This is a genomic window from Faecalibacter macacae, from assembly GCF_003687725.1.
GTDB lineage: Bacteria > Bacteroidota > Bacteroidia > Flavobacteriales > Weeksellaceae > Empedobacter > Empedobacter macacae.
Genome location: NZ_RDOJ01000004.1, coordinates 184,474 through 206,682 on the forward strand (window position 1 = coordinate 184,474; position 22,209 = coordinate 206,682).

24 protein-coding genes and 4 tRNA genes are annotated in these 22,209 nt (G+C 31.0%); 17 read left to right on the forward strand and 11 right to left on the reverse strand.

Translation table 11 applies throughout. The features are described from left to right. Nucleotides 1-34: 34 nt before the first annotated feature. The gene (locus EAH69_RS04675) at nucleotides 35-550 is read right to left on the reverse strand and encodes a thioredoxin family protein (protein WP_121934027.1); all 516 of its coding nucleotides are present in this window, start codon (nucleotides 548-550) and stop codon (nucleotides 35-37) included. 93 nt (nucleotides 551-643) lie between these two features. On the opposite strand from EAH69_RS04675, the gene EAH69_RS04680 reads away from it, so the two are divergent. The 3 genes from EAH69_RS04680 (at nucleotide 644) to EAH69_RS04690 (ending at nucleotide 3,109) form a co-directional block, all read left to right on the forward strand. After that, nucleotides 644-1,024 carry a hypothetical protein gene (locus tag EAH69_RS04680; protein ID WP_147439087.1) on the forward strand — a complete coding sequence of 127 codons (381 nt, stop codon included), beginning with the start codon at nucleotides 644-646 and terminating at the stop codon, nucleotides 1,022-1,024. Nucleotides 1,025-1,122: 98 nt separating this feature from the next. After that, the gene (ychF, locus tag EAH69_RS04685; RefSeq protein ID WP_121934029.1) at nucleotides 1,123-2,214 is read left to right on the forward strand and encodes a redox-regulated ATPase YchF; all 1,092 of its coding nucleotides are present in this window, start codon (nucleotides 1,123-1,125) and stop codon (nucleotides 2,212-2,214) included. A 103-nt stretch (nucleotides 2,215-2,317) separates the two neighbouring features. Next, the gene (locus EAH69_RS04690) at nucleotides 2,318-3,109 is read left to right on the forward strand and encodes a T9SS-dependent choice-of-anchor J family protein (protein WP_121934030.1); all 792 of its coding nucleotides are present in this window, start codon (nucleotides 2,318-2,320) and stop codon (nucleotides 3,107-3,109) included. A 36-nt stretch (nucleotides 3,110-3,145) separates the two neighbouring features. Here EAH69_RS04690 and EAH69_RS04695 read toward each other — a convergent pair whose 3' ends face one another. Next, nucleotides 3,146-4,282, reverse strand: coding sequence for a methionine aminotransferase (locus tag EAH69_RS04695; RefSeq protein WP_121934031.1), 1,137 nt, complete (start codon nucleotides 4,280-4,282; stop codon nucleotides 3,146-3,148). Between the two features lie 131 nt (nucleotides 4,283-4,413). Here EAH69_RS04695 and EAH69_RS04700 point away from each other — a divergent pair, with 131 nt between their 5' ends. From EAH69_RS04700 to EAH69_RS04715, 4 genes are read left to right on the forward strand one after another with little or no spacing between them, the layout of a single operon-like run. Continuing rightward, nucleotides 4,414-6,270 carry a DNA topoisomerase IV subunit B gene (locus EAH69_RS04700; protein WP_121934032.1) on the forward strand — a complete coding sequence of 619 codons (1,857 nt, stop codon included), beginning with the start codon at nucleotides 4,414-4,416 and terminating at the stop codon, nucleotides 6,268-6,270. Between the two features lie 12 nt (nucleotides 6,271-6,282). Then, on the forward strand, nucleotides 6,283-6,774 hold the full coding sequence (locus EAH69_RS04705) for a hypothetical protein (RefSeq protein WP_121934033.1): 492 nt from the start codon (nucleotides 6,283-6,285) through the stop codon (nucleotides 6,772-6,774). Nucleotides 6,775-6,780: 6 nt separating this feature from the next. Beyond that, on the forward strand, nucleotides 6,781-9,345 hold the full coding sequence (locus tag EAH69_RS04710) for a DNA gyrase/topoisomerase IV subunit A (RefSeq protein WP_121934034.1): 2,565 nt from the start codon (nucleotides 6,781-6,783) through the stop codon (nucleotides 9,343-9,345). A 1-nt stretch (nucleotide 9,346) separates the two neighbouring features. Further along, nucleotides 9,347-10,048 carry a rhomboid family intramembrane serine protease gene (locus tag EAH69_RS04715; protein ID WP_121934035.1) on the forward strand — a complete coding sequence of 234 codons (702 nt, stop codon included), beginning with the start codon at nucleotides 9,347-9,349 and terminating at the stop codon, nucleotides 10,046-10,048. Nucleotides 10,049-10,153: 105 nt separating this feature from the next. Here the strand turns inward: EAH69_RS04715 and EAH69_RS04720 are convergent, their stop codons facing one another. Further along, nucleotides 10,154-10,786: a C40 family peptidase gene (locus EAH69_RS04720; RefSeq protein ID WP_121934036.1), complete on the reverse strand. Its 633-nt coding sequence runs from the start codon at nucleotides 10,784-10,786 to the stop codon at nucleotides 10,154-10,156. Between the two features lie 224 nt (nucleotides 10,787-11,010). Between EAH69_RS04720 and EAH69_RS04725 the strand changes: the two genes are divergently transcribed. The 6 genes from EAH69_RS04725 (at nucleotide 11,011) to EAH69_RS04750 (ending at nucleotide 12,723) form a co-directional block, all read left to right on the forward strand. After that, nucleotides 11,011-11,082 (forward strand) — tRNA-Glu (locus tag EAH69_RS04725). 99 nt (nucleotides 11,083-11,181) lie between these two features. Beyond that, nucleotides 11,182-11,436, forward strand: coding sequence for a 30S ribosomal protein S20 (gene rpsT, locus EAH69_RS04730; RefSeq protein WP_121934037.1), 255 nt, complete (start codon nucleotides 11,182-11,184; stop codon nucleotides 11,434-11,436). Between the two features lie 13 nt (nucleotides 11,437-11,449). Continuing rightward, nucleotides 11,450-11,521 (forward strand) — tRNA-Glu (locus tag EAH69_RS04735). 303 nt (nucleotides 11,522-11,824) lie between these two features. Then, nucleotides 11,825-11,896 (forward strand) — tRNA-Glu (locus EAH69_RS04740). A 105-nt stretch (nucleotides 11,897-12,001) separates the two neighbouring features. Then, nucleotides 12,002-12,073 (forward strand) — tRNA-Glu (locus tag EAH69_RS04745). 143 nt (nucleotides 12,074-12,216) lie between these two features. After that, the gene (locus EAH69_RS04750) at nucleotides 12,217-12,723 is read left to right on the forward strand and encodes a PCC domain-containing protein (RefSeq protein WP_121934038.1); all 507 of its coding nucleotides are present in this window, start codon (nucleotides 12,217-12,219) and stop codon (nucleotides 12,721-12,723) included. 11 nt (nucleotides 12,724-12,734) lie between these two features. On the opposite strand, the gene EAH69_RS04755 is transcribed toward EAH69_RS04750, so the two are convergent. Genes EAH69_RS04755 through EAH69_RS04765 form a run of 3 tightly spaced genes read right to left on the reverse strand, consistent with a single transcriptional unit; the run spans nucleotide 12,735 to nucleotide 14,687 of the window. Then, complete coding sequence (locus EAH69_RS04755; RefSeq protein ID WP_121934039.1) at nucleotides 12,735-13,037, reverse strand: hypothetical protein; 303 nt, start codon at nucleotides 13,035-13,037, stop codon at nucleotides 12,735-12,737. Between the two features lie 12 nt (nucleotides 13,038-13,049). Further along, complete coding sequence (gene purE, locus EAH69_RS04760; protein ID WP_121934040.1) at nucleotides 13,050-13,550, reverse strand: 5-(carboxyamino)imidazole ribonucleotide mutase; 501 nt, start codon at nucleotides 13,548-13,550, stop codon at nucleotides 13,050-13,052. Nucleotides 13,551-13,556: 6 nt separating this feature from the next. Continuing rightward, a complete protein-coding gene (locus tag EAH69_RS04765; protein WP_121934041.1) occupies nucleotides 13,557-14,687 on the reverse strand; it encodes a 5-(carboxyamino)imidazole ribonucleotide synthase in 1,131 nt (376 codons plus the stop codon). Between the two features lie 98 nt (nucleotides 14,688-14,785). Here EAH69_RS04765 and EAH69_RS04770 point away from each other — a divergent pair, with 98 nt between their 5' ends. Continuing rightward, complete coding sequence (locus tag EAH69_RS04770) at nucleotides 14,786-15,688, forward strand: endonuclease/exonuclease/phosphatase family protein (protein WP_230466704.1); 903 nt, start codon at nucleotides 14,786-14,788, stop codon at nucleotides 15,686-15,688. Between the two features lie 40 nt (nucleotides 15,689-15,728). On the opposite strand, the gene EAH69_RS04775 is transcribed toward EAH69_RS04770, so the two are convergent. Beyond that, a complete protein-coding gene (locus EAH69_RS04775; protein WP_121934043.1) occupies nucleotides 15,729-16,043 on the reverse strand; it encodes a GNAT family N-acetyltransferase in 315 nt (104 codons plus the stop codon). Between the two features lie 266 nt (nucleotides 16,044-16,309). Here EAH69_RS04775 and EAH69_RS04780 point away from each other — a divergent pair, with 266 nt between their 5' ends. Then, on the forward strand, nucleotides 16,310-18,445 hold the full coding sequence (locus EAH69_RS04780) for a TonB-dependent receptor (RefSeq protein ID WP_121934044.1): 2,136 nt from the start codon (nucleotides 16,310-16,312) through the stop codon (nucleotides 18,443-18,445). 33 nt (nucleotides 18,446-18,478) lie between these two features. Here EAH69_RS04780 and EAH69_RS04785 read toward each other — a convergent pair whose 3' ends face one another. Together EAH69_RS04785 and EAH69_RS14105 are read right to left on the reverse strand one after the other, a co-directional pair. Next, complete coding sequence (locus EAH69_RS04785; protein ID WP_121934045.1) at nucleotides 18,479-18,808, reverse strand: hypothetical protein; 330 nt, start codon at nucleotides 18,806-18,808, stop codon at nucleotides 18,479-18,481. Between the two features lie 213 nt (nucleotides 18,809-19,021). Next, on the reverse strand, nucleotides 19,022-19,216 hold the full coding sequence (locus tag EAH69_RS14105) for a serine aminopeptidase domain-containing protein (protein WP_121934046.1): 195 nt from the start codon (nucleotides 19,214-19,216) through the stop codon (nucleotides 19,022-19,024). A 103-nt stretch (nucleotides 19,217-19,319) separates the two neighbouring features. Between EAH69_RS14105 and EAH69_RS04795 the strand changes: the two genes are divergently transcribed. Next, nucleotides 19,320-19,769 (forward strand): lipocalin-like domain-containing protein, encoded by a 450-nt coding sequence (locus tag EAH69_RS04795; RefSeq protein ID WP_121934047.1) that lies wholly within the window; start codon nucleotides 19,320-19,322, stop codon nucleotides 19,767-19,769. Between the two features lie 36 nt (nucleotides 19,770-19,805). On the opposite strand, the gene EAH69_RS04800 is transcribed toward EAH69_RS04795, so the two are convergent. Further along, on the reverse strand, nucleotides 19,806-20,651 hold the full coding sequence (locus tag EAH69_RS04800) for an alpha/beta hydrolase family protein (protein ID WP_121934048.1): 846 nt from the start codon (nucleotides 20,649-20,651) through the stop codon (nucleotides 19,806-19,808). Continuing rightward, nucleotides 20,638-21,273: an endonuclease III gene (nth, locus tag EAH69_RS04805; protein ID WP_121934049.1), complete on the reverse strand. Its 636-nt coding sequence runs from the start codon at nucleotides 21,271-21,273 to the stop codon at nucleotides 20,638-20,640. The genes EAH69_RS04800 and nth overlap by 14 nt, the downstream gene beginning before the upstream one ends. A 478-nt stretch (nucleotides 21,274-21,751) precedes the next feature. Between nth and bcp the strand changes: the two genes are divergently transcribed. Further along, entirely contained in the window at nucleotides 21,752-22,201 is a 450-nt protein-coding gene (gene bcp, locus EAH69_RS04810) for a thioredoxin-dependent thiol peroxidase (RefSeq protein ID WP_121934050.1), read from the forward strand. The last annotated feature ends 8 nt before the right edge of the window (nucleotides 22,202-22,209 follow it).

Below are 22,209 nucleotides of genomic sequence, written 5' to 3' on the forward strand. Positions count from 1 at the left end.
AAGCCATCAGAATCTGATGGCTTTTTATATTCAATTAAGATTTTTTCTTTAATATAAAGACTTCTTTAATTTTTTCAGTATCTATTTTTAGGTTTTTAGATGTTGGTTCTAAAGTCGAGATTAAATAATCCACTTCTTTTTCAGAAGCTGGTCCACCAACATTTTCACCATTAATTCTAGAATCTTTTAAAACATTTCCTTTTTCATCTAAAATTACCCAAAAAGGTAATCCTTGGCCTTTTCCTCCAACTTTGTCAAGTAAAAGATCTCCGTTCGTTGTATTAAGTTTAACTTTTTCGCCACGCTCTTCCACAGTTACAAAAGCTTTTACGTAATTGCTATCAAAATATTCTTTAACCAAAGGATCATCCATATTCTTTTCCATCTTTTTACACCATCCACACCAAGATGCATGAAAGATTAAGAAAACATTTTTGTTTTCTATCTTGGCTTGATTATAAGCGGTGTTCATTATTTCTTCAGCAGTTTGTGCTTGTACAATTCCTGCGATAGTAATAAATAGGCTGAATAAGATTGTTTTAAATTTCATAATCTCTATAAATTTAGTAGAGTAAATGTATGTATAAGTTTATAAATTTTAATTAGAAAGTAGTATCTTTTTATGGATTAAAAAACTACTGATATGAAAATAAATCTTTTACTTCTGTTTGTTTTATTATTTACAACAAGTTGTTCCACGAAAATTAAATCGTTGAAAGGAGATTGGCATCAAGTATTTTTAGGTTATGAAGACAATGGCGAAGATGGATTTATTTCAGATTCAGCAGTGATTTCTTTAGATTTAGGTAAAAATTTACAAATTGTTTTTGATTATAATGATGGATTCGATACTGATTATGGTGATTCGATCTTATTTAAGTATCCTCAATTAAATTTTAGAAAACAGAATTACAATAAAACTTATAATCGCTATCAGATGCAATATATAGAAGAGTGCGATTGTTTTAATGGAAAATTTAAAAGCTTTAATGGTCGAAGTGTTCTTGTTAAATGGGTTAGATAATTACGTTTAGTAATCTTTGATGGAAATCATTATCTTTGCACAGATTTTATCAGAATATCATTCTGATTGATAAGTATTAATAAAAAGAATCATCATATATGAAATGTGGAATCGTTGGATTGCCAAACGTAGGTAAATCGACTTTATTTAACTGTTTATCGAATGCAAAAGCGCAATCGGCAAACTATCCTTTCTGTACAATTGAACCAAATGTTGGAACAGTTTCAGTTCCTGATCCTCGTTTATACAAATTAGAAGAAATTGTAAATCCTGAGCGCGTTGTACCTGCAGTTGTAGAAATTGTAGATATTGCTGGTTTAGTGAAAGGAGCGAGTAAAGGAGAAGGTTTAGGAAATCAATTCTTAGGTAATATCCGTGAGTGTAACGCAATTATCCACGTTTTACGTTGTTTCGAAAATGAAAACATTACACACGTTGATGGTTCAGTAAATCCAATTCGAGACAAAGAAACAATCGACATCGAGTTACAATTAAAAGATTTAGATACAGTTACAAAACGTATCGATAAATCTAAGAAAGCGGCTAAAGCTGGTAATAAAGATGAGCAAAAAGTAGTTGAAGTTTTAACAGCTGTTACTGCTCATTTAGAAGACTTAAAGAATGTTCGTGTAATGGAATTAGACGAAAAAGGACAAGAAATTGTTGATTCTTTACAGTTAATTACTGCAAAACCAGTTTTATACTTGTGTAACGTAGACGAATCTGATGCAAAAGATGGTAACGAATGGGTTGAGAAAGTGAAAGAGTCTGTAAAAGATGAGAATGCTGAAGTTTTAGTTTTAGCAGCACAAATCGAAGCAGATATCAATGAATTAGAAACTTTCGAGGAGCGTCAAATTTTCTTAGAAGAATTAGGATTAACAGAACCAGGTGTAAATCGTTTAATTGTTTCAGCTTATACTTTATTAGATTTAGAAACTTACTTCACTGCAGGTGTTAAGGAAGTTAGAGCTTGGACAATCAAAAAAGGTTCAACTGGACCACAAGCGGCTGGAGTTATCCACACTGATTTTGAGAAAGGTTTCATCCGTGCTGAGGTTATTAAGTTTGAAGATTTCGTTACTTACGGATCTGAAGCTAAATGTCGTGAGGCAGGAAAATTAAATGTAGAAGGAAAAGCATACATCGTTCAAGACGGTGATATTATGCACTTCTTATTTAACGTATAAGAAAATCCATCTAAATATTTTTTGAGCCCTAATCTCTTGGTTAGGGCTTTTTTATGTTTATATTTGACGCAATTAACATTGAATTACATTAAAAAAATATAGTATGATTAAAAATCTATTCTTTTTAGGTTCTATTTTATTAGGGTCTTTTTCATTTGGACAAACAATAGTTTTTCAAGAAAATTTTGATGAGCCTTCTACCAGAGATTTGTGGATGATTGATGAATTGGATAATGATGGAGATACTTGGGAATATTTAAATGCGGCATTAAACGAAGTTCCTTCTTTTAGTGGTGATGCAGCTTTTTCATTTTCTTGGTATTTACAAGCTTTTACTCCAGATAACACTTTAAAAAGCCCAATAGTGACTTTACCAACTGATGGCGAATTGGCGTTAAAATTTAAAGTTGCTGCCGGAGATGATGAATTGTTTGAAGAACATTATGCAGTTTATGTTATTCCTGCAAATACTGAATTTACAGGTTCAGAAATTCCAGTTTTCGAAGAAACATTAGATGCAGGATATTATGAAGAAGCTAAAATTGTAAGTGTTGATATTTCAGAATATGCAGGGCAAGACGTGCAATTTGTTTTTAGACATTATGATTGCGAAGATATATTTTATGTAGCTATAGATGATGTTATTGTTGAGCAATCAGCTTTATCAACAATTAATGTAGATAAAGTAAAACCAGTGATATATCAAGATAATAATATTGTAAAAATTTCAGGATTAGAAAAAATACAGAAAATCAAAATATTTGATTTATCAGGAAAACTAGTTGCTGAGGTAAATCAATCAGATGTAAATATTTCGTCATTAGCTAAAGGAATTTATATTGTAAACTTCTATAATGACACCGAAGTGATTTCTAAAAAAGTGATTAAGAAATAATAATAAAAGTCCCAATCTTTCGATTGGGACTTTTATTTATAATTTATTTAAACGTTCTAAGGCTGCGTCTAAAGTTTCTTCTTGTTTTGCAAAACAGAAACGAATTACATTTTCATCAAACTTATCATGATAAAATGCTGAAAAAGGAATCGTAGCTACTTTATTTTTAATTGTCAATTCCTCAGCGAAAGCGCGATCATTTAAATCTGAATAATTTTTATAATTTGCCGAAACAAAATATGTTCCTTCCGAAGGGATAATTTCAAACCTTGTTGTTGATAACCCATTTACAAAATAATCTCTTTTTTGTTGGAAAAAATCGTTCAACTCTTGATAATTATGTTCATCATCTAAATAATTTGCAATTGCATACTGTGAGGGTGTATGTACAGAAAATACATTAAACTGATGTACTTTTCTAAATTCTTTCATCAATTCAGCGCCAGCTAAAACATAGCCAACTTTCCACCCGGTTACATGACATAGTTTACCGAAAGATGCAGTAATAAATATTCTGTCTTTTAAAGATGGTATTCTAGCAAAACTTTGATGTTCTTTTTGGTCAAAAGTCATATGTTCATACACTTCATCGCTTATGATGTAGCAATTTTTATCTTTTAAGATAGTTTCAATTTGAATTAAATCATCTTTCGTAAATATTTTACCAGAAGGATTATTCGGATTGTTAAAGATTACGAGTTTGGTTTTATCAGTTATTAATTCTTTCAACTTCGTATAATCAATTGTATAATTAGGATATGTTAGTCGTATTGGTTTTACAATACCACCAAACATTTCAACCGCAGGTTTATACAAATCATATGCAGGTTCAAAAATAATTACTTCATCACCTTTTTCAATAACAGCAGCAATAGCTGTAAAGATAGCTTGACTTGCTCCGTTTGTAATTGTAACTTCATTTTCAGGATGATAAACTGTTTGGTGAAGCTTTTCAACTTTAGCAACAATAAAATTTCTTAATTTTTCAACGCCAATCATTGGCGCGTATTGATTGTAATTTTGGTACGAATAATAATTTAAACTCTCTATTAATGATGAGTGTGGATCGAAATCAGGAAAACCTTGTGCAAGATTTATCGCCTGATTTTCGTTCGCAAGCTTGCTCATCGCTGTGAATATAGTAGTTTCTAAATGAGGTAATTTGGAATTCATAGCTAATGTAATTTCGGTATGTAAGAGTTTGATATTTTTATTTCAATGATTAAAGAATAAAGTTACCAAAAAGATTTAAGTATTTTTTTACTAAATTTGTAAATTACAGAATTCTAATACGATAAACGCCAATGTCTGAATTAAATCAAGTCAATTACACAGAAGATAATATTAAAACCTTAGACTGGAAAGAACATATTCGTATGCGTCCGGGGATGTATATCGGTAAGTTAGGGGACGGATCTTCTCAAGACGACGGAATTTATATTTTACTTAAAGAGATTATTGATAACTGTATTGATGAGTTCGTTATGGGCGCAGGAAAAACAGTTGAAATTAATCTTCGCGAGGATGAGGTGACGATTCGTGACTACGGTCGTGGTATTCCTTTAGGGAAAATGGTAGATGCTGTTTCTAAAATGAATACCGGAGGTAAATACGATTCACAAGCATTTAAGAAATCTGTGGGACTTAATGGTGTTGGAACAAAGGCGGTTAATGCGTTATCAACTTACTTTAAAGTGCAATCTGTTCGTGATGGAAAAACTCGTATAGCAGAATTTTCAAAAGGTGAGTTAACTAATCAAGAAGAAGAAAAAGAAACTACATTACGCAAAGGAACTAAGATTACTTTCGTTCCAGATAAAAATATATTTTTAAATTTTAAATTCAGAAAAGAATACATCGAACGTATGTTGAAAAACTACGTGTATTTGAATCCAGGTTTGAAAATTACATTCAATGGTGAAGAGTTCTATTCGACAGAAGGTTTAAAAGATTTATTACGCGATAATATTGAGGATGAAACGATTTACGACATCATTCACTTACGTGGTGAAGATATCGAAATTGCTTTAACACATAGTTCAAAATCATATTCAGAAACATATTATTCATTTGTTAACGGTCAAAATACAACGCAAGGTGGAACGCATTTAACAGCTTTTAAAGAAGCGATTGCTAAAACAGTGAGAGAGTTTTATAATAAAAACTATGATCCAGCAGATGTTAGAAAATCTATTATCAGTGCAGTCTCTATAAAAGTTATTGAGCCGGTATTCGAATCTCAGACTAAGACAAAATTAGGTTCAAACGAAATTGGACCAGGTATGACTACAGTTCGTACATTTATTAATGATTTCGTTAAAACGAATTTAGATAACTATTTACACAAACATCCAGAAGTAGCTCAGGCTTTAGAACGTAAGATTAAACAATCTGAAACAGAGCGTAAAGAGCTTTCGGGTATACGTAAATTAGCTCGTGAACGCGCGAAGAAAGTAAGTTTACATAATAAAAAATTAAGAGATTGTCGTCAACATTATAATGATCCAAAGGCACAATTACGTTTAGATACTACTATTTTTATTACCGAGGGTGATTCGGCATCAGGATCAATTACAAAAAGTAGAAATCCAGAAACACAAGCTGTTTTTAGTTTAAGAGGAAAACCGTTGAATTCTTATGGATTAACAAAGAAAATTGTTTACGAAAACGAAGAATTCAATCTTTTACAAGCAGCTTTAAATATTGAAGAAGGTTTAGAAGATTTACGTTACAACAACGTAGTTATTGCTACCGATGCTGATGTTGATGGAATGCACATTCGTCTACTTGCAATTACATTCTTCTTACAATTCTTTCCAGAATTGATAAAAGAAGGACACTTATATATATTACAAACTCCTTTATTTAGGGTGCGCAATAAGAAGGAAACTAGATACTGTTATACTGATCAAGAGAGAATTGATGCAATTAATTCTTTGGGTAAAAATCCAGAGATTACTCGCTTCAAAGGGCTTGGAGAAATTTCGCCAGACGAGTTCAAAAACTTTATCGGGAAAGATATTCGTTTAGAGCCAGTAATGATTGGAAAAGACAGTTCTATCGACCAAATGCTAGAATTTTATATGGGAAAAAACACACCCACAAGACAAGAATTTATTATAAACAACTTATCCCTAGATATGGTGACAAATGAAATATAATTTATAATATCAATGAAGTTAAATAATAAAAGATTAAAAAGGTATATACCTTTTATATATGGAGTATTGATAGTATTATTAACAATTTGGGGATTACTCTATAATAATATATTCTCTTTTAATATTGAATATGAACAGATATATTTAAGTGTAATAATATTTACAGCTTTATCTTATTTAATGTTGAAGGGATTATATTATTATGAATTTGATACAAGTGGAGAAGGATTAACTTTGATAGTTAAAAGAGTAGGCCCGTTTTCATTTTTATCGAGTAAAGAAAAGAAAATTGATTTACCTAAATATAAAATTAACAATTATGAGCTTAGTAATGGAGTGCTAAATGATAATTTAGTTTTAATGGTAAATAGTAAAAAAGGAAAGTCAAGTATTGTTAAAGTTAAATTTAATTTATCAATATCTAGTAAATTAGAAAGAAATATTATTATTTCAGAACTAGATAAAATTATTCAACAAAATAAATTACAATTAGGATCAAATTAGCATAATATGCATATAGAAGAAGAGAGTATCAAGAAAGTATCAGGAATGTACCAGGAATGGTTTCTTGATTATGCCTCTTATGTGATTTTAGAACGTGCAATTCCATCTATTTATGATGGATTAAAGCCTGTACAACGTCGTATTCTGCATTCAATGCGCGAGTTAGAAGACGGTCGTTATAATAAGGTAGCCAATATCGTAGGTAATACGATGAAATACCATCCACACGGTGATGGAGCAATTTCTGATGCAATTGTTCAGGTTGGACAAAAGGATTTGTTAATAGATATGCAAGGAAACTGGGGTAACGTTTATACTGGTGACCGTGCAGCAGCGGCTCGTTATATCGAGGCGAGATTAACAAAATTTGCTTTAGAAGTCGTCTTCAATCCAAAAACTACAGAATGGCAACCATCTTATGATGGTCGTAATAAAGAGCCTATCGATTTACCTATAAAATTTCCATTGCTATTAGCACAAGGAGTAGAAGGTATTGCAGTTGGTTTATCCACAAAGATATTACCTCACAATTTCAATGAGTTAATTGATGCTTCAATCGCACATCTTAGAGGAAAGAAATTTCAGGTATTTCCAGATTTTCAAACAGCTGGATTAATTGATGTTTCAGACTATAATGATGGATTACGTGGAGGAAAGGTTAGGGTTCGTGCTAAAATTTCACAAGAAGATAAAACTCTTCTAAAAATTACTGAGATTCCTTATGGTACAACTACAGGATCTTTAATTGATTCGATTTTGAAAGCCAATGATAAAGGTAAAATCAAAATCAAAAAGATTGAAGATAACACAGCTGCTGAAGTTGAAATTTTAGTTCATTTAGCGGCTGGTATTTCTCCAGATAAAACAATTGATGCACTTTATGCATTTACAGATTGTGAGATTTCAATTTCTCCAAATGCATGTGTTATTAACGATAAACACCCAGAGTTTTTAACAGTTTCAGAAATTCTTCGATTCAATACAGATAATACTTTAAAGTTATTGAAGCGCGAATTAGAAATTGAGTTAGATGAATTACAAGAGCAATGGCATTTTTCTTCGTTAGAAAGAATTTTCATCGAAAATCGTATTTATCACGATATCGAAGAAGAGGAAACTTGGGAAGGTGTAATCGATGCAATTCATACAGGTTTACAACCTCATATTTCTCATTTATTACGAGACGTAACAGAAGAAGATATTGTTCGTTTAACTGAGATTAAAATCAAGCGTATTTCTAAATTCGATTTAGATAAAGCCCAACAATATTTAGATTCTTTAGAAGATAAAATTGCTGCAGTTAAAAATAACTTAGATAATTTAGTTGATTTTGCGGTTGACTATTTTAAGAATTTAAAAACGAAATACGGAAAAGATAAAGTTCGAAAAACAGAAATTCGTACGTTCGATAATATTGATGCAACTAAAGTAGCTGTTGCAAATACTCGTTTCTATGTAGATAGAGTAGAAGGGTTTATCGGCACATCTTTAAAGAAAGATGAATATGCTTTCGAATGTTCTGATATTGATGATATCATCGTTTTCAAGCAAGATGGTAGTATGTTAATTACCAAGGTAGATGTAAAAACCTTTGTAGGTAAAGGAATTATACATATTGGTGTTTGGCGTAAAAATGATAAACGAACAATTTATAATTTAATTTATCGTGATGGTAAAAACGGACCGGCGTATCAAAAAAGATTTGCTGTAACCGGTATTACACGTGATAAAGAATACGATTTAACAAACGGAAATAAAGGTTCGGAAGTGCTTTATTTCTCTGCAAATCCAAACGGTGAAGCGGAAGTGGTATCAGTAATTTTAAAAACTCATCAAAGAATCAAGAAATTGAAATTTGATTTAGATTTTGCTGATTTAGCGGTTAAAGGTCGTGTGAGTAAAGGAAATTTAGTAACTAAATATCCAATTAAAAAGATAGAACTTAAAGAAGAAGGTATTTCAACTTTAGCGCCTCGTCAAATTTGGTACGATCCAATTGTTCGCCGTCTAAATGCTGACGAACGTGGCGATTTATTAGGTTCTTTCAAAGGTGATGATAAAATTTTAACGATTAATAGTATAGGTGAAGCGAAGTTAGTTTCTTTTGATTTAGGTAATCGTTTCGATGACGAAATGACGATTATTGAAAAGTGGAAACCAGCAAAACCAATTACTTGTATCTATTTTGATGGTACAAAAGATAAATATTTTGTAAAGCGTTTTGTTTTAGAAGATACTTTAAACACTCAGGTATTCTTTATAAATGAGGATGAAAAGTCAGAAATTAAATTTATTTCGACTGATTATTTTCCTATGATCGAGCTTCAGTTTTCTAAAATTAAAGGTATAGAAAGAGAAGAAGAAGTGGTGAATCTTGAGCAATTTATTGCTGTAAAAGGAATAAAAGCACAAGGTAATCAGCTTACAACTTATAAATTAAAGAATATTGTTACGCTTGAATCTTTACCATACGAAGAACCTGAAGAAGATATTAACGAAGAAGATGAAGAACAACAACCAACTTTATTTGATGAAGTAACGGATGGTGTTGATAATAATGTAGAAGAATAATATGGGAGGAGTTTCATTTATCGTTCTAGTATTAATAGGGCTTAATGTACTTATTAGCTGGAAAGGATTTAACGATTTAGCTTTTTTTGATAAGTATAAATTTCAAGTTGGTCCAATTGTAAATCGCAAAGAACATTACAGAATCTTGAGCTCAGGATTTTTACATGTTGATATGATGCACTTATTGTTTAACATGTTAACATTGTACTTCTTTGCAGATTTTATCATTCAATTTTATGCCAGTCCAAAATCAATGTTTTATGGCGATTATTCATTAGTTAATATGAATCTTGGCTACGGAATGTTTTTATTAGTATATTTAGCTTCTGTTATTGGCGGTAATGTACTTTCATTATTTATGCATAAAAATGAGTCGTATTATTCGGCAGTTGGAGCATCTGGAGGAGTTTCAGGAATTCTATTTGCAGCGATTGCAGCTTTTCCTGAATTAGAATTAAGAATTTTCTTTGCAATTCCTATTCCTGCATGGATTTTCGGAATTCTATATTTAGGATATTCTGTTTACGGAATGAAGAATAATGTAGGTAATATAGGACACTCGGCACATTTAGGTGGTGCGATTGTAGGATTAGTTGCTACGCTTATTTATTTTCCAGAGTTATTACAATATAATTTACTTTATATAATAGGTATGATGATACCATTAGGAGCTTTAGGATTCTTAATGATTAAAAAGAAATAATAAATAAAATAAAACCCTGAAGTAATCTTCGGGGTTTTATTTTTCCTAAATAATAATAAATAAAAAAGGGCTTAGAAATTCTAAGCCCTTTTTTAAAGATATGTATTATAAAACTCTTTTAGCGTATAAAAATCTTTTTCCCCAATAACTATCAGTAATTGGAGTAATAATTACTCCTTGTGATGTAGATGAGTGAATAAACGTTAAAACTCCATTCTCGTTTCTTCCGTGTACAATTCCAACGTGAGAAACACGACCACCGCCTCTTGTAGCGAAGAATACTAAATCACCTTCTCTTGCTTCATCAGTCGAAATTCTTTGACCTTCTTTTGCTTGATCAGCAGAAACACGAGGTAAATTCATATTAAAAGTTTCAAAAACACTTCTTACAAAAGCAGAACAATCAATCCCGTTTCTTGTTGTGCCTCCGTATCGGTATGGAGTACCAATATAAGTTTCAGCTTCTTTTAATAAGAATTCAGTGAATAAGTTATTCGTTTCATCTAAAACACTGTTTAACAAAACCATAGAAGAAGATTCTTCTTTTGTGTTAACAGGCTCAACCTCTAAGTTGGCACGTTTGTTGATTAATTTAGTTTGAGTTTCCATAAGTCTCGTTTGTGGAACAAAACTTCTAGAAGAGTACTCTTTAACTTCAGAAACTGAGGTCAAAGATGAACATGAAGTAATGAACATCGTACAAATTATTGTAGCCATACCTAATAGCGATGTTTTCATGATAATATTTTTATTTTTCGTTATATCTTTTATTCAAGTAGCTCAAATATATTAGATTAATAATAAACATTTAATATAATTGGGCTCTTTTTACATTATATTAACTTCTTTAACAAAATTTAACACATAAATTAACGTGAAAAAATCACAAAAAAATTTGGAAGTATAAAAAAAACGTCTAAATTTGCACTCGCTTTTGATAACAACATCAAATGCGACGGAATGGCCCATTCGTCTAGTGGTTAGGACATCAGATTTTCATTCTGGAAGCAGGAGTTCGATTCTCCTATGGGCTACTCAAGATATATTTTTAAAATATTAACTAAAATTATTTTGGCTAGATAGAATATTTGTTTTTATCTTTGCCGAACTAAAATAGAAAGAGATTAAAGGTTATGGCAAATCATAAGTCAGCATTAAAAAGAATTAGACAATCAGCGGTTAGACGCGATCGTAATAAATATTACCACAAATCAGCTCGTACAGCTATCAAAGCTTTAAGAGGTACTGAAGATAAAAATGAAGCGGAAACAGTTTTCCCTAAAGTATCTTCAATGATTGATAAATTAGCTAAAAGAAACATTATTCACAAGAATAAAGCTTCAAACTTAAAATCTAAGTTAGCTAAGCACATCGCGGGATTAGCTTAATAATCATACAAGTGGTCCCTTCGTCTATCGGTTAGGACACTAGATTTTCATTCTAGAAAGAGGGGTTCGATTCCCCTAGGGACTACAAATTAATAGATAGATTGCTGAAATATGCAATCTTTTTTTTCCTTGTTCATAGTTGTTGATTACAACAACCAGTTTAAATACTGTGTAAAGGAAATTGTTTTTTGTGTTTTGTTTGTAAAGGTTAAACATTTGTTGATGTTTAATCGGGAAATGAAAATGTCGCTGTATAATTCACTTGGTTCATATTATTCGAATTATACATCGACTTTTCTCTAAATCCCACCAAAAAATACTATTAGAACCAATAAAAAAGACGTTCTTTAATAATATTTAAAGTCATAAATATATAAATTTGAAATTAGGTCCCTTCGTCTATCGGTTAGGACACTAGATTTTCATTCTAGAAAGAGGGGTTCGATTCCCCTAGGGACTACAAATTTATAAGTGACAAAAAAATATTTAAAAAATATTTAAACTTTATTTGCAGGATTAAAAAAGATGTTTATCTTTGCACTGCAATAAAAAATAACAGAAAGGCGGTCCCTTCGTCTATCGGTTAGGACACTAGATTTTCATTCTAGAAAGAGGGGTTCGATTCCCCTAGGGACTACAAAAAAAGCATTCAGTAATGGATGCTTTTTTTATTTTGAAATAGTTTAGTTTATTAAGAGTAATCTTAATCGAAGCGTTTGAAGAGTAATTTTCAAACGCTTTTTTTATTTCTATATATTTGTAGTAACCAAAACTTAAACTATGATCCAAACTACATTGTATAAACTATGTATTAGTTTATCTATTTTATTTACTTCAATTGTATCTGCCCAGATTGTAACAGAAACTTCTTTATGGGAATCTAAACAAATAGATGATGTCTACTTATTAAAAATTAAATCTAATGTTGATTTATTAGAAGCATTAAATGATTTTTCTACAACTAAAGATATCAATCACGCGATTGTACAAGGAAGCGGAGATGTATTAAATGTAGTTTTATCGAACGATGCTAATACTAAATTGAAAAAAATGAAGTCTAATATTAATTTAACTTCTTTAACAGGGAGCTTAACTTTAATTGACGGAATAAGAACGTGGGATATAAAAGGAACACTTTCTTCTAATAATTTAAAAGCTTTTACAGGGACAATTAAAGATGCGAAAGTAAACGATAGGGTTGAGCTGTATGTGTATGAGATTGATCAAAAAGTACATCGTACAACAGATAATTTACAAACTAAAGCAGTATTCGATTTTACGAAATAAAAAAAAACCACTCATTTGAGTGGTTTAGCTTTTGGTATAAATCCAATTTCCTGAATTGTTTCTATTAATTGGTTTGGATTAGATGTATAAAAGACAATGCGATTTTCATATCCTTTTTTAATATGGTTTATTTTAATTCCACTTGTAAATAAAATTATAGTTGGTTCAATTGAAAGAACATCTTCAGGTGTAAATTTCCAACTACTTCCCAGAAAAGGTTTCAATTGAATTAATTCTTTTTCGACGATAATCTTTAAAAATGGATAAGTCAAGTTTAATTCACCTATACGCCCACCTCCTGTCTTTTTATACATAGAAATATTTAATTAATCAAATCCATTAGGATATTCTACTTTTACGATTTCAATCTTAGCTTCAACTGCTTTTTGTAAATCTTGTTGATATTGAATCATACGTTGCTGAATCTCTGGATTCGTTGCTCCTAATGTACGAGCTGCAAGGATTCCCGCATTCTTAGCCGCATTTACAGCAACTGTAGCAACCGGAATTCCATTTGGCATCTGTAAGATTGATAAGATAGAATCCCAACCGTCAATCGAATTAGAAGATTTAATCGGAACACCAATTACAGGCAAAGGTGTAATCGAAGCAACCATACCTGGTAAATGTGCTGCTCCACCGGCACCTGCGATAATAACATTGATTCCACGTTTGTGTGCAGTTTTTGCATAATCAAACATTCGCTCTGGCGTACGGTGTGCAGAAACAATTGTCAATTCGAACGGAATATTTAATTCTGTTAAAACTTCAGCGGCTTGTTTCATGATAGGTAAATCACTATCACTCCCCATTATAATTCCTACCATAGTTGTTTACTTTTTTGAAACGACGCGAATCGTTTCGTTGACTTGTTTTATGTTTTGTTTTAATTGTTCGATATTATCGTTTACTAATGTTACATGTCCCATTTTACGACCTGGTTTAGTAATCGCTTTCGCATACCAATGCAAAAATGTTCCTGGGATTTGTAATAATGTTTCAACGTTTTCAATTACAGCTGGTCCTGTTTCACCTTCAGCACCGATTAAATTAACCATAGCTGATGTTGTAAATAATTGGGTAGAACCTAAAGGTAATTCCATTAAGGTGCGTAACATTTGATCAAATTGAGATGAATATGCTCCTTCAATTGTTGAATGACCTGAGTTATGAACACGTGAAGCTGTTTCATTAACCCAAATCGATTGATCTTTGTTCAAGAACATTTCTACAGCAAAAACTCCAGGAGAATTCAATGCTTTTACAACATCACGCGCAATTGCTTCCGCACGATCTGTTACTTCTTTTGATAATGAACTTGGTATTAATAAATAATCCAACAAATTGTACTCTTCATTAATGACGAATTCAACTGTTGGATATGTAACGATATTTCCTAAATGGTCGGCAACTGTAACGACAGCAATTTCACGATCTAAATCGGCTGGCGTTTCAAAAATTGATGGAGATTGTAACATTTTGTCAAGATCAGCTTCAGATTTTAAAAACTGAACACCTTTTCCATCATAACCATCTTTTTTAGACTTCTGAAAAATTGGATAACTTAGATCTGATTTAGATTTAAAATCTTCCCAATTATCTAATTCGAAATAAGGAGCCGTCGGAATATTATTTTGGGTATAAAAAGCTTTCTGAACGCCTTTATCTTGTATAATAGCTAACGCTTCTGGATCTGGAACTACTTTTTTTCCGATTGATTTTAAATAACGTAAAGCTTCAACATTTACATGTTCAATTTCGATACCGATGGCGTCCAAATTCTTCCCGAATTCAATAACCGTTTCGTAATCTTTAAAATCACCTTGTACAAAATGATGAGCGTGTGGCGCGCATGGAGCATCAACAGCTGGATCTAAGATGCTGATTTCGCAAGGATATTGTAATGCATTTTGCAAAAACATATAACCTAATTGTCCTCCTCCTAAAATTCCGATTTTTATCATATCGCGAAGTTAATGAATATTATAATCTTTATTTTTACACTCAGAAAAAATATATTGACGAGATGTTAACAAAATGTACGAAATATTTGTTCCTATTTATGGTAGGAATTTACTTAACAAGTAAAAGTTTTTATCAATACTTTGTATTTGATATGTTGGTGCATTATTCTATATATGCGTTGATTATCGCTTTTTTCATTTTAATTTTATATAATTACTTAATCAGAAAGCAGAAGAATAAGTCGATTTTATTCTTAATTCCATTTGTAATTATTCCTTATGTGGTCTACAATGAAATGGGTCATTATTATTTAGGAGAGAATGCTAAAGGAGAAAAAGAAAATTTTAAAATCATTTCGATTAATATTTTTTCTCAGAATGAAGAATTTCAGCACCTACAAAATTACTTGAAAGAGGAAACTGCTGATGTGATTGTTCTACAAGAATTAACACCATCATGGCAGAAACATGTAGAATTTATCCGAAAAGAATATCCTTATTATAAAGAAGAACCAAGAAGTAATAATTTCGGGATTGCAGTTTATTCGAAAATTCCTTTTGATACCGTAATTACAAAAAATTATATCGATGAAATGCATCCGTCATTGATTGGTGAATTGAAAGTAAACGGAAAACCAGTTTCTATTTTGATGACGCATCCAGTTCCTCCTTTACCAAATCAAGCTAGGTTTGAACGTCGTAATAAACAATATAAATTGATGAAAGAAGAAATTGATGCGATGACGAATGAGAATATCATTTTTATTGGTGATTTTAATTCGACAACATATTCTCCAAATTTTAAATTATTACAATCTGATAAATTAAAAGATGCACGAACTGGTTTTGGATTGCAAAATTCTTGGAACGCATTTATTCCGATACTTCGTACAAATATTGACCAATGTTGGGTTTCTAAAAATATTGGAGTAACAAACTTTTATAGAGGAAAAGATATACAATCGGATCACTTCCCTATAGTAGCCGAATTGAAAATTTAAATAAAAAGCGCTTCTCATTTTATGAGAAGCGCTTTTTATTTTATTCATCTTCTTTTAAAGATTCTAAATATTCTTCATCTAATAAATATTCTAAATCTGGATGTTTTTTGAAGTAATGAATGATATACGGACAAACAGGAAAGATTAACACATCATTTTGCTCCGCAAATTCAATTAATTCATCAACTAAAACTTCTCCAAGATTTTGTCCACGATATTTTTCATCAATAAATGTCGCTTTAGCATCAATGTTTCCATTTTTTGCCCATTCATATTTTACATATCCAACGATTTCTTCTTCATCATAAATTGTGAATTGTCCATCATTTATAGTCTGTGTATATTTTATTTCTATTGTCTTTAATTTACAGTATTAAGTTAGTTAAAATCTATAATTCTATATAATTTTTATGTTTATGATTTTCAATTGTTTTTTTAAAAACAAATCTTACCTTTGAATTTCAAATCGAAAGGGGTGCTTTAATTTATTAAGGCTGAGATTATACCCAAAGAACCTGGGCAGGTAATGCTGCTAAGGGACTGGTACTTCACCAAATTACATTCGCGCGTTAAATTTTAAAAGTGTAAGATGGCTCCTTTCATAATATTTTAAACAATTTTATGAAAAGGTCGATTATTTTATTGTCTTTATTAGGTGCTTCAATTTTGAATGCACAAACTATTGATTCGATTTCGAATCAAGAAGAAATCAATCTTCAAGAAGTTTCAATTACAGAGAAACTTCCTATTACAGTTGAAAAAATATCTAGTAAAATTCTTCAAAAAAAGAATTTAGGTCAAGATATTCCAACATTATTAAATTCAGCAACTTCAGTATTAATGTCTTCAGATACAGGTTCTGGAATTGGATATTCAACAATTCGTGTTCGTGGATTAAATGAATCTTCAATCAATGTTACGTTAAACGGAATTCCATTAAATAATGCAGAATCTCAAGGTGTATTTTGGGTTAATATGCCCGATTTAGCATCATCTTCAAGCTCTATTATTGTGCAGCGTGGAGTAGGAACTTCATCTAACGGAATGGCATCTTTCGGAGCAAGTGTTAATATAGAAACTCAAAATCCTTCAAAAGATCCATATGCCGAAGCAAATTTATCTTTTGGAAGTTTCAATACGCAGAAATATACAATCCAGGCAGGAACTGGGAAAATTTTAAACAATAAACTATCGATTGATGGGCGTTTCTCAAAAATAGATTCTGAAGGTTACATAGATCGTGCTTGGGCAGATTTAATATCGTATGATGTAACTGCTTTGTACGAATTAAATTCGAAAACGAAGTTTCGTTTTCAGAATATGTACGGAAAAGAAACAACTTATCAGGCATGGAACGGAATTGATGGTGAAACGATGAGAAATAATCGAACATTTAATTCGGCGGGAGCAATTTATAACGAAGATTGGTCGGAAGTTGTCGGTTATTATGATAATCAAGTAGACGATTATCAACAGAATCATTACTATTTATCTTGGATGCAAGATTATTCGAATCATTGGAAATCGAATTTGACGATGCACTATACCAAAGGAAAAGGTTTTTACGAAGATTATAAACAAGATGATCGTTTGTCCAAATATAATATTTCTCATTTACCTTTTTCTCGTACAGATTTAGTTCGTCAGAAATGGTTAAACAACGATTTTTACGGTTTTAATTTAGAAGTTGAAAATCAAAATTTAAACGATTTTAAAGTTTTCTTTGGCTTATCAGCGAATCAATACGATGGAGATCATTTTGGTCATGTTATTTGGATGAAAGGTTATGAATGGCAAGATTCGTCTTTCAAATATTATAATAATCAATCGATTAAAAAGCAATTATCAGCTTATGCGAAAGTTTTATATCAATTAAATAACTTCGAGTTTTTTGGAGATTTACAATATAGATATGTTGATTATGATGCGAAATATCTTCCAAATGGTGAGAATTTAGATGATGATTTTAGACCGTTTTCTGCAACTCATAATTTCGTGAATCCAAAAGCTGGTTTAAATTTTAAATTAAATTCGAATAATATTTTTTATGCATCGTACGGAATTTCTCAAAGAGAACCTTTGCGTGCAGATTATGAAAATATTGGAAACGAACCGAAAGCTGAATTTTTACAAGATTATGAATTAGGTTATCGTAAATCTGGACGTTTTTCTTTGAGTGCGAATTTATATTACATGAATTATCGTAATCAATTGGTACCAACAGGTCGTGTAAATGATGTTGGTACGTCAATCAGAGAAAATTCAGGTGAAAGTTATCGTCGAGGGATTGAGTTGGATGCATCTTATCAATTGATGCCATCAAAATTCACCGTATTTGGAAATGTGACGTTATCCCAAAATAAAAACAAAAACTTTACGGAAGAAGATTGGGTAAATGGTGGAGTGATTAATCACGGAAAAACCTCGATTGCGTTATCTCCCGATGTAATTTCTTCTTTTGGTTTAGAAGTTCATCCGACAAAGAATTTATTGATTAACTTAACGAATAAATATGTTGGTGAACAGTATTTATCGAATACTGAACCGACGGATGGGAAACTTTCTGATTATTTAGTTTCGGATGTTTTGGTACGATATGCGCCAAATTGGTTTAATCTAAAAAAGTTAGAATTTTCACTTTTAATCAATAATATTTTTGATGTTGAATACGAATCGAACGGGTATTATTATGAAGGTCCTTATTATTTTCCGCAAGCCGGAATTAATGTTTTAGGAGGAATTACAATCCGATTATAAAAAACAAAAAGCGTTGCTATTGCAACGCTTTTTTTATGCTTCGATAAATTCTAAAGGAATAGACCAAAGAATGTCTTTATTTTTATCACGGAAAAAATCCATGTGGCCAATCGATTGTAAACCGTAATCTTTCGGAATAATATTTAATCGTTTCTTTTTTGCTTTTGTTAATGTAAGTTGAGCAAATAAATCAACTGCTTTTGGAGTTGCCATAAAATAATCATCAAAACTAATGATAAAAACAGGTTGAGTGATTTCTTCAAAGAAATTTTGGGTTTCGTCTGCATAGCGATTGATAGAGCCTTCACGTAAGATTAATTTACGCCAATCACTGGCAATCCCCAAAGGAATTGGCTCACCCATACCAACTTTTTGAGATGAAAAATAACCATAAAAAGGGCGGTTTCAAGTTGCTAATGCAACGATTGTATAAAAATAGTAAAAATTTTGATTATTTGATTTGTTGAATAATCATTCGATTAAAAACTTGTGCTGGCGAATATCCATTAAGTATTTTTCGTGTGTTGGATAAAATTCTTCTATGTATTGCGTGATGGCCATGAAATCTTTGTCAGCCTAATACGTAAAACGTGCTTTAATTTCGTTCATTTTATGAGGAATAGACTCTCCAATTCCTCTATAATCGTAGGTGAAAACCAAATAACCTTTATTCGCTAAATACGTGGCATATTTCGAATAAAAAGATTGTTTAACGCCTATTGCAGATGAAATTACAATGAGTTTTTTTGTCGCATTATTTTCACCAAAAATTTATGTATGAATGACGAATTGATCAGAAGTTTCAATTGTTAAATTTCTCATCGAATTGATTTATTACAAATTATATAATTAATTTTAATAACTAATTCAATCTATGAAAAAAATATTATTTAGTTCATTTATCCTTTTATCTTCTATTGGATTTGGACAACAATTGAAACCAGAACAGTTAGTTGGTTTTTGGAAGTTAAAAGATGCAGGATTTTATGAAGACGGTAAGAAAATTAGTAAAGATTTTGACAATTGCCGATTGTTGAGAAATTTTACCATTTGGGGTAATAGCTATGCGATCTATAATTATACAGAAGGTTCTGACGGAAATTGTATTCCAACCGAACCTCGATTAACATATTGGAGAATTGTAGAAAATCGTATTCAATTTTATATTGATGATTATATTCATCAAGAAGAAGTTGTTAAAATAAATGCGGATAATACAATCACTTTTGAAACTTATTTAAAAGAAAAAGTGGTTGATAAGGATAAATTTTTCGAAAAGATAGCAAACACGATTAGTTATCAAATTTTAGAAAAACAAAATTAAAATTAAAGCCTTTCAAAATTGAAAGGCTTTAATTTTTTATTTTCTGAAAAATGCTAAAGCATTATCCATTGCCACTTGGAAATCTTCTGGCATCTCATCTTGATTCCAAGGGTGTGCCGATCCAAATGCATGATTTGCATTTTCTATCAAATACAATTCTACATTTTCGTTCCAACTTTTAATCAATAAAGCTTCATTCATCGGAACGGTTTCGTCTGTCGAACCGTGAATACATAAATAAGGTTTATCCAAATTTTTAATATTTTTTTCGATACTTAATCGTTCTTCATTGTCGATATAATTTTGATAAAACTGATAAAACAACGGCATCATTTGTTTGGTACGCGTGTTTTCAAAATAATGCACACCTTCATTTTTCCAATGATCCAATGCTGGTTGTGGATATTTGAAACGATTCATGTCGCAAATCGCACCTAATGAAACAAACTTCTTCACACGATTATCTTCTAATCCTTTTAAAATTGTAATTCCACCACCGCGAGAATGTCCCATTAAATAAATTTCATCCGTATCAATTTCATCTAAAGGAATTAATTCACCATTATTTGTTTTCGAAATAATGATATCTAAATCATCTAATTCAGTCGTATAATTATTTTCGCCAAATGCATTTAAATCAGGAAAATCAATTGGTTCTTCAACTGTTCCTCCATTATAAGAAAAATTGAATTTGATGAAAGCAAAGTTTTTTTCTGCCCAATATTTCGCCATCAAATCAAAACATCCGTGATCTTTAAAACCTTTAAAACCGTGCGAGAAGATTATTACTGGTTTTTTGATGCCATTATCTTCATAAAAAACATCGTAAACCGATTTTCGTTCACGACTTCCTTGGTATATATTATTTTTACTTTGAATCATTTTTCTGAAACATATTTCGTGTGATAAAATCTTTTTCTAAACTCCATGCGCGCGCTGGAGAAAATTCTCTTCCGTAATAGATAATTTGGATGTGTAATTTATTCCATAATTCTTTTGGGAAGATTTTTTTCGCATCTTTTTCAACCAATTCTACGGTTTTTCCGTTGCTTAATTTCCATAAGCGTAATAAACGGAAAATATGTGTATCGACCGGAAAAGCAGGATGACCAAACCATTGCGACATCACTACCGAAGCAGTTTTGTGCCCAACTCCTGGTAAAGCTTCTAATTCTTCGAAACCTTCCGGAACTTCACCATCGTATTGTTCAACTAAAATTTCAGCTAATTTTTTGATGTTTTTCGCTTTGGTATTCGATAAACCGATCTGGCGAATGTAATATTTGATTTCATCCACTTCTAATCGCGCCATTGCTTTTGCATTAGCGGCTTTAGCGAACAATTCAGGTGTTACTTCATTCACTTTTTTATCAGTAGTTTGGGCTGATAACAAAACCGCAATTAATAAGGTAAATGCGTCTTGATGATCCAACGGAATAGGAGGGACAGGATATAATTTTTCCAATTCGTCGATTACGTATTGGATGCGTTCTTTCTTTAACATCATAAGATTAAAATCTTTTCGTAAAAATAAAGAATCAATTTTAGACTTTGAATAAGGTTTAATTTATAATGTTGATTGTTGGATAGGATTTGTTACTTCGAGATATTAGTGCTCAATAATTTAATAAAGCTCATCCTGAACTCGTTTCAGGATCACATTTTGTGTAATGAGAAGCTGAAATAAATTCAGCTTGAGAAGTTTTAGATTGAAAAAGATTCTTCTTTTCATTATTTTTTATTTCAGAATGACATTTAAGTTTTATTTTATGTAAACTTATATTGTATCTTGATTCTATCGAAGGATAATTTGTTTATTTCTTAACTAATTTATTTAAAAATAATTGCTTTAAATATTTAGCGACGTTATTTGTCGTTATTGAATCCTAAATTTGTAATAGAAATAATGGAATAATCAATTAATCAAATTTAGAATTAAGATTAAATCCTTATTTTTACGAGAAGTTCATAAACGAAATTAGATGTTAAAAGTAGGAGATAAGGTTCCAGATTTTCAGGGAATTGATCAAAATGAGAACACAGTTTCTTATAAAGATTATGCAGGAAAAAAATTAGTAGTTTTCTTTTATCCAAAAGCAAGTACTCCTGGTTGTATCAACGAAGCTTGTGATTTAAGAGATAACGAATCGGTTTTAAAAGCAAAAGGGTATGAATTGGTTGGAGTAAGTGCTGATTCGGTTGCAAGACAAAAGAAATTTGCAGATAAATACGAACTGCCTTTTCCTTTATTGGCCGATGAAAATCACGATATTTTAAATGCTTTTGGCGTTTGGGGACCTAAAAAATTTATGGGAAAAGAGTTTGATGGAATCCATCGTACAACTTTTATCATTAATGAAGAAGGGACAATTACAGATGTGATTGAAAAAGTAAAAACAAAAGAACACGCAAAACAAATTTTAGAAAAATAAAAGAAATA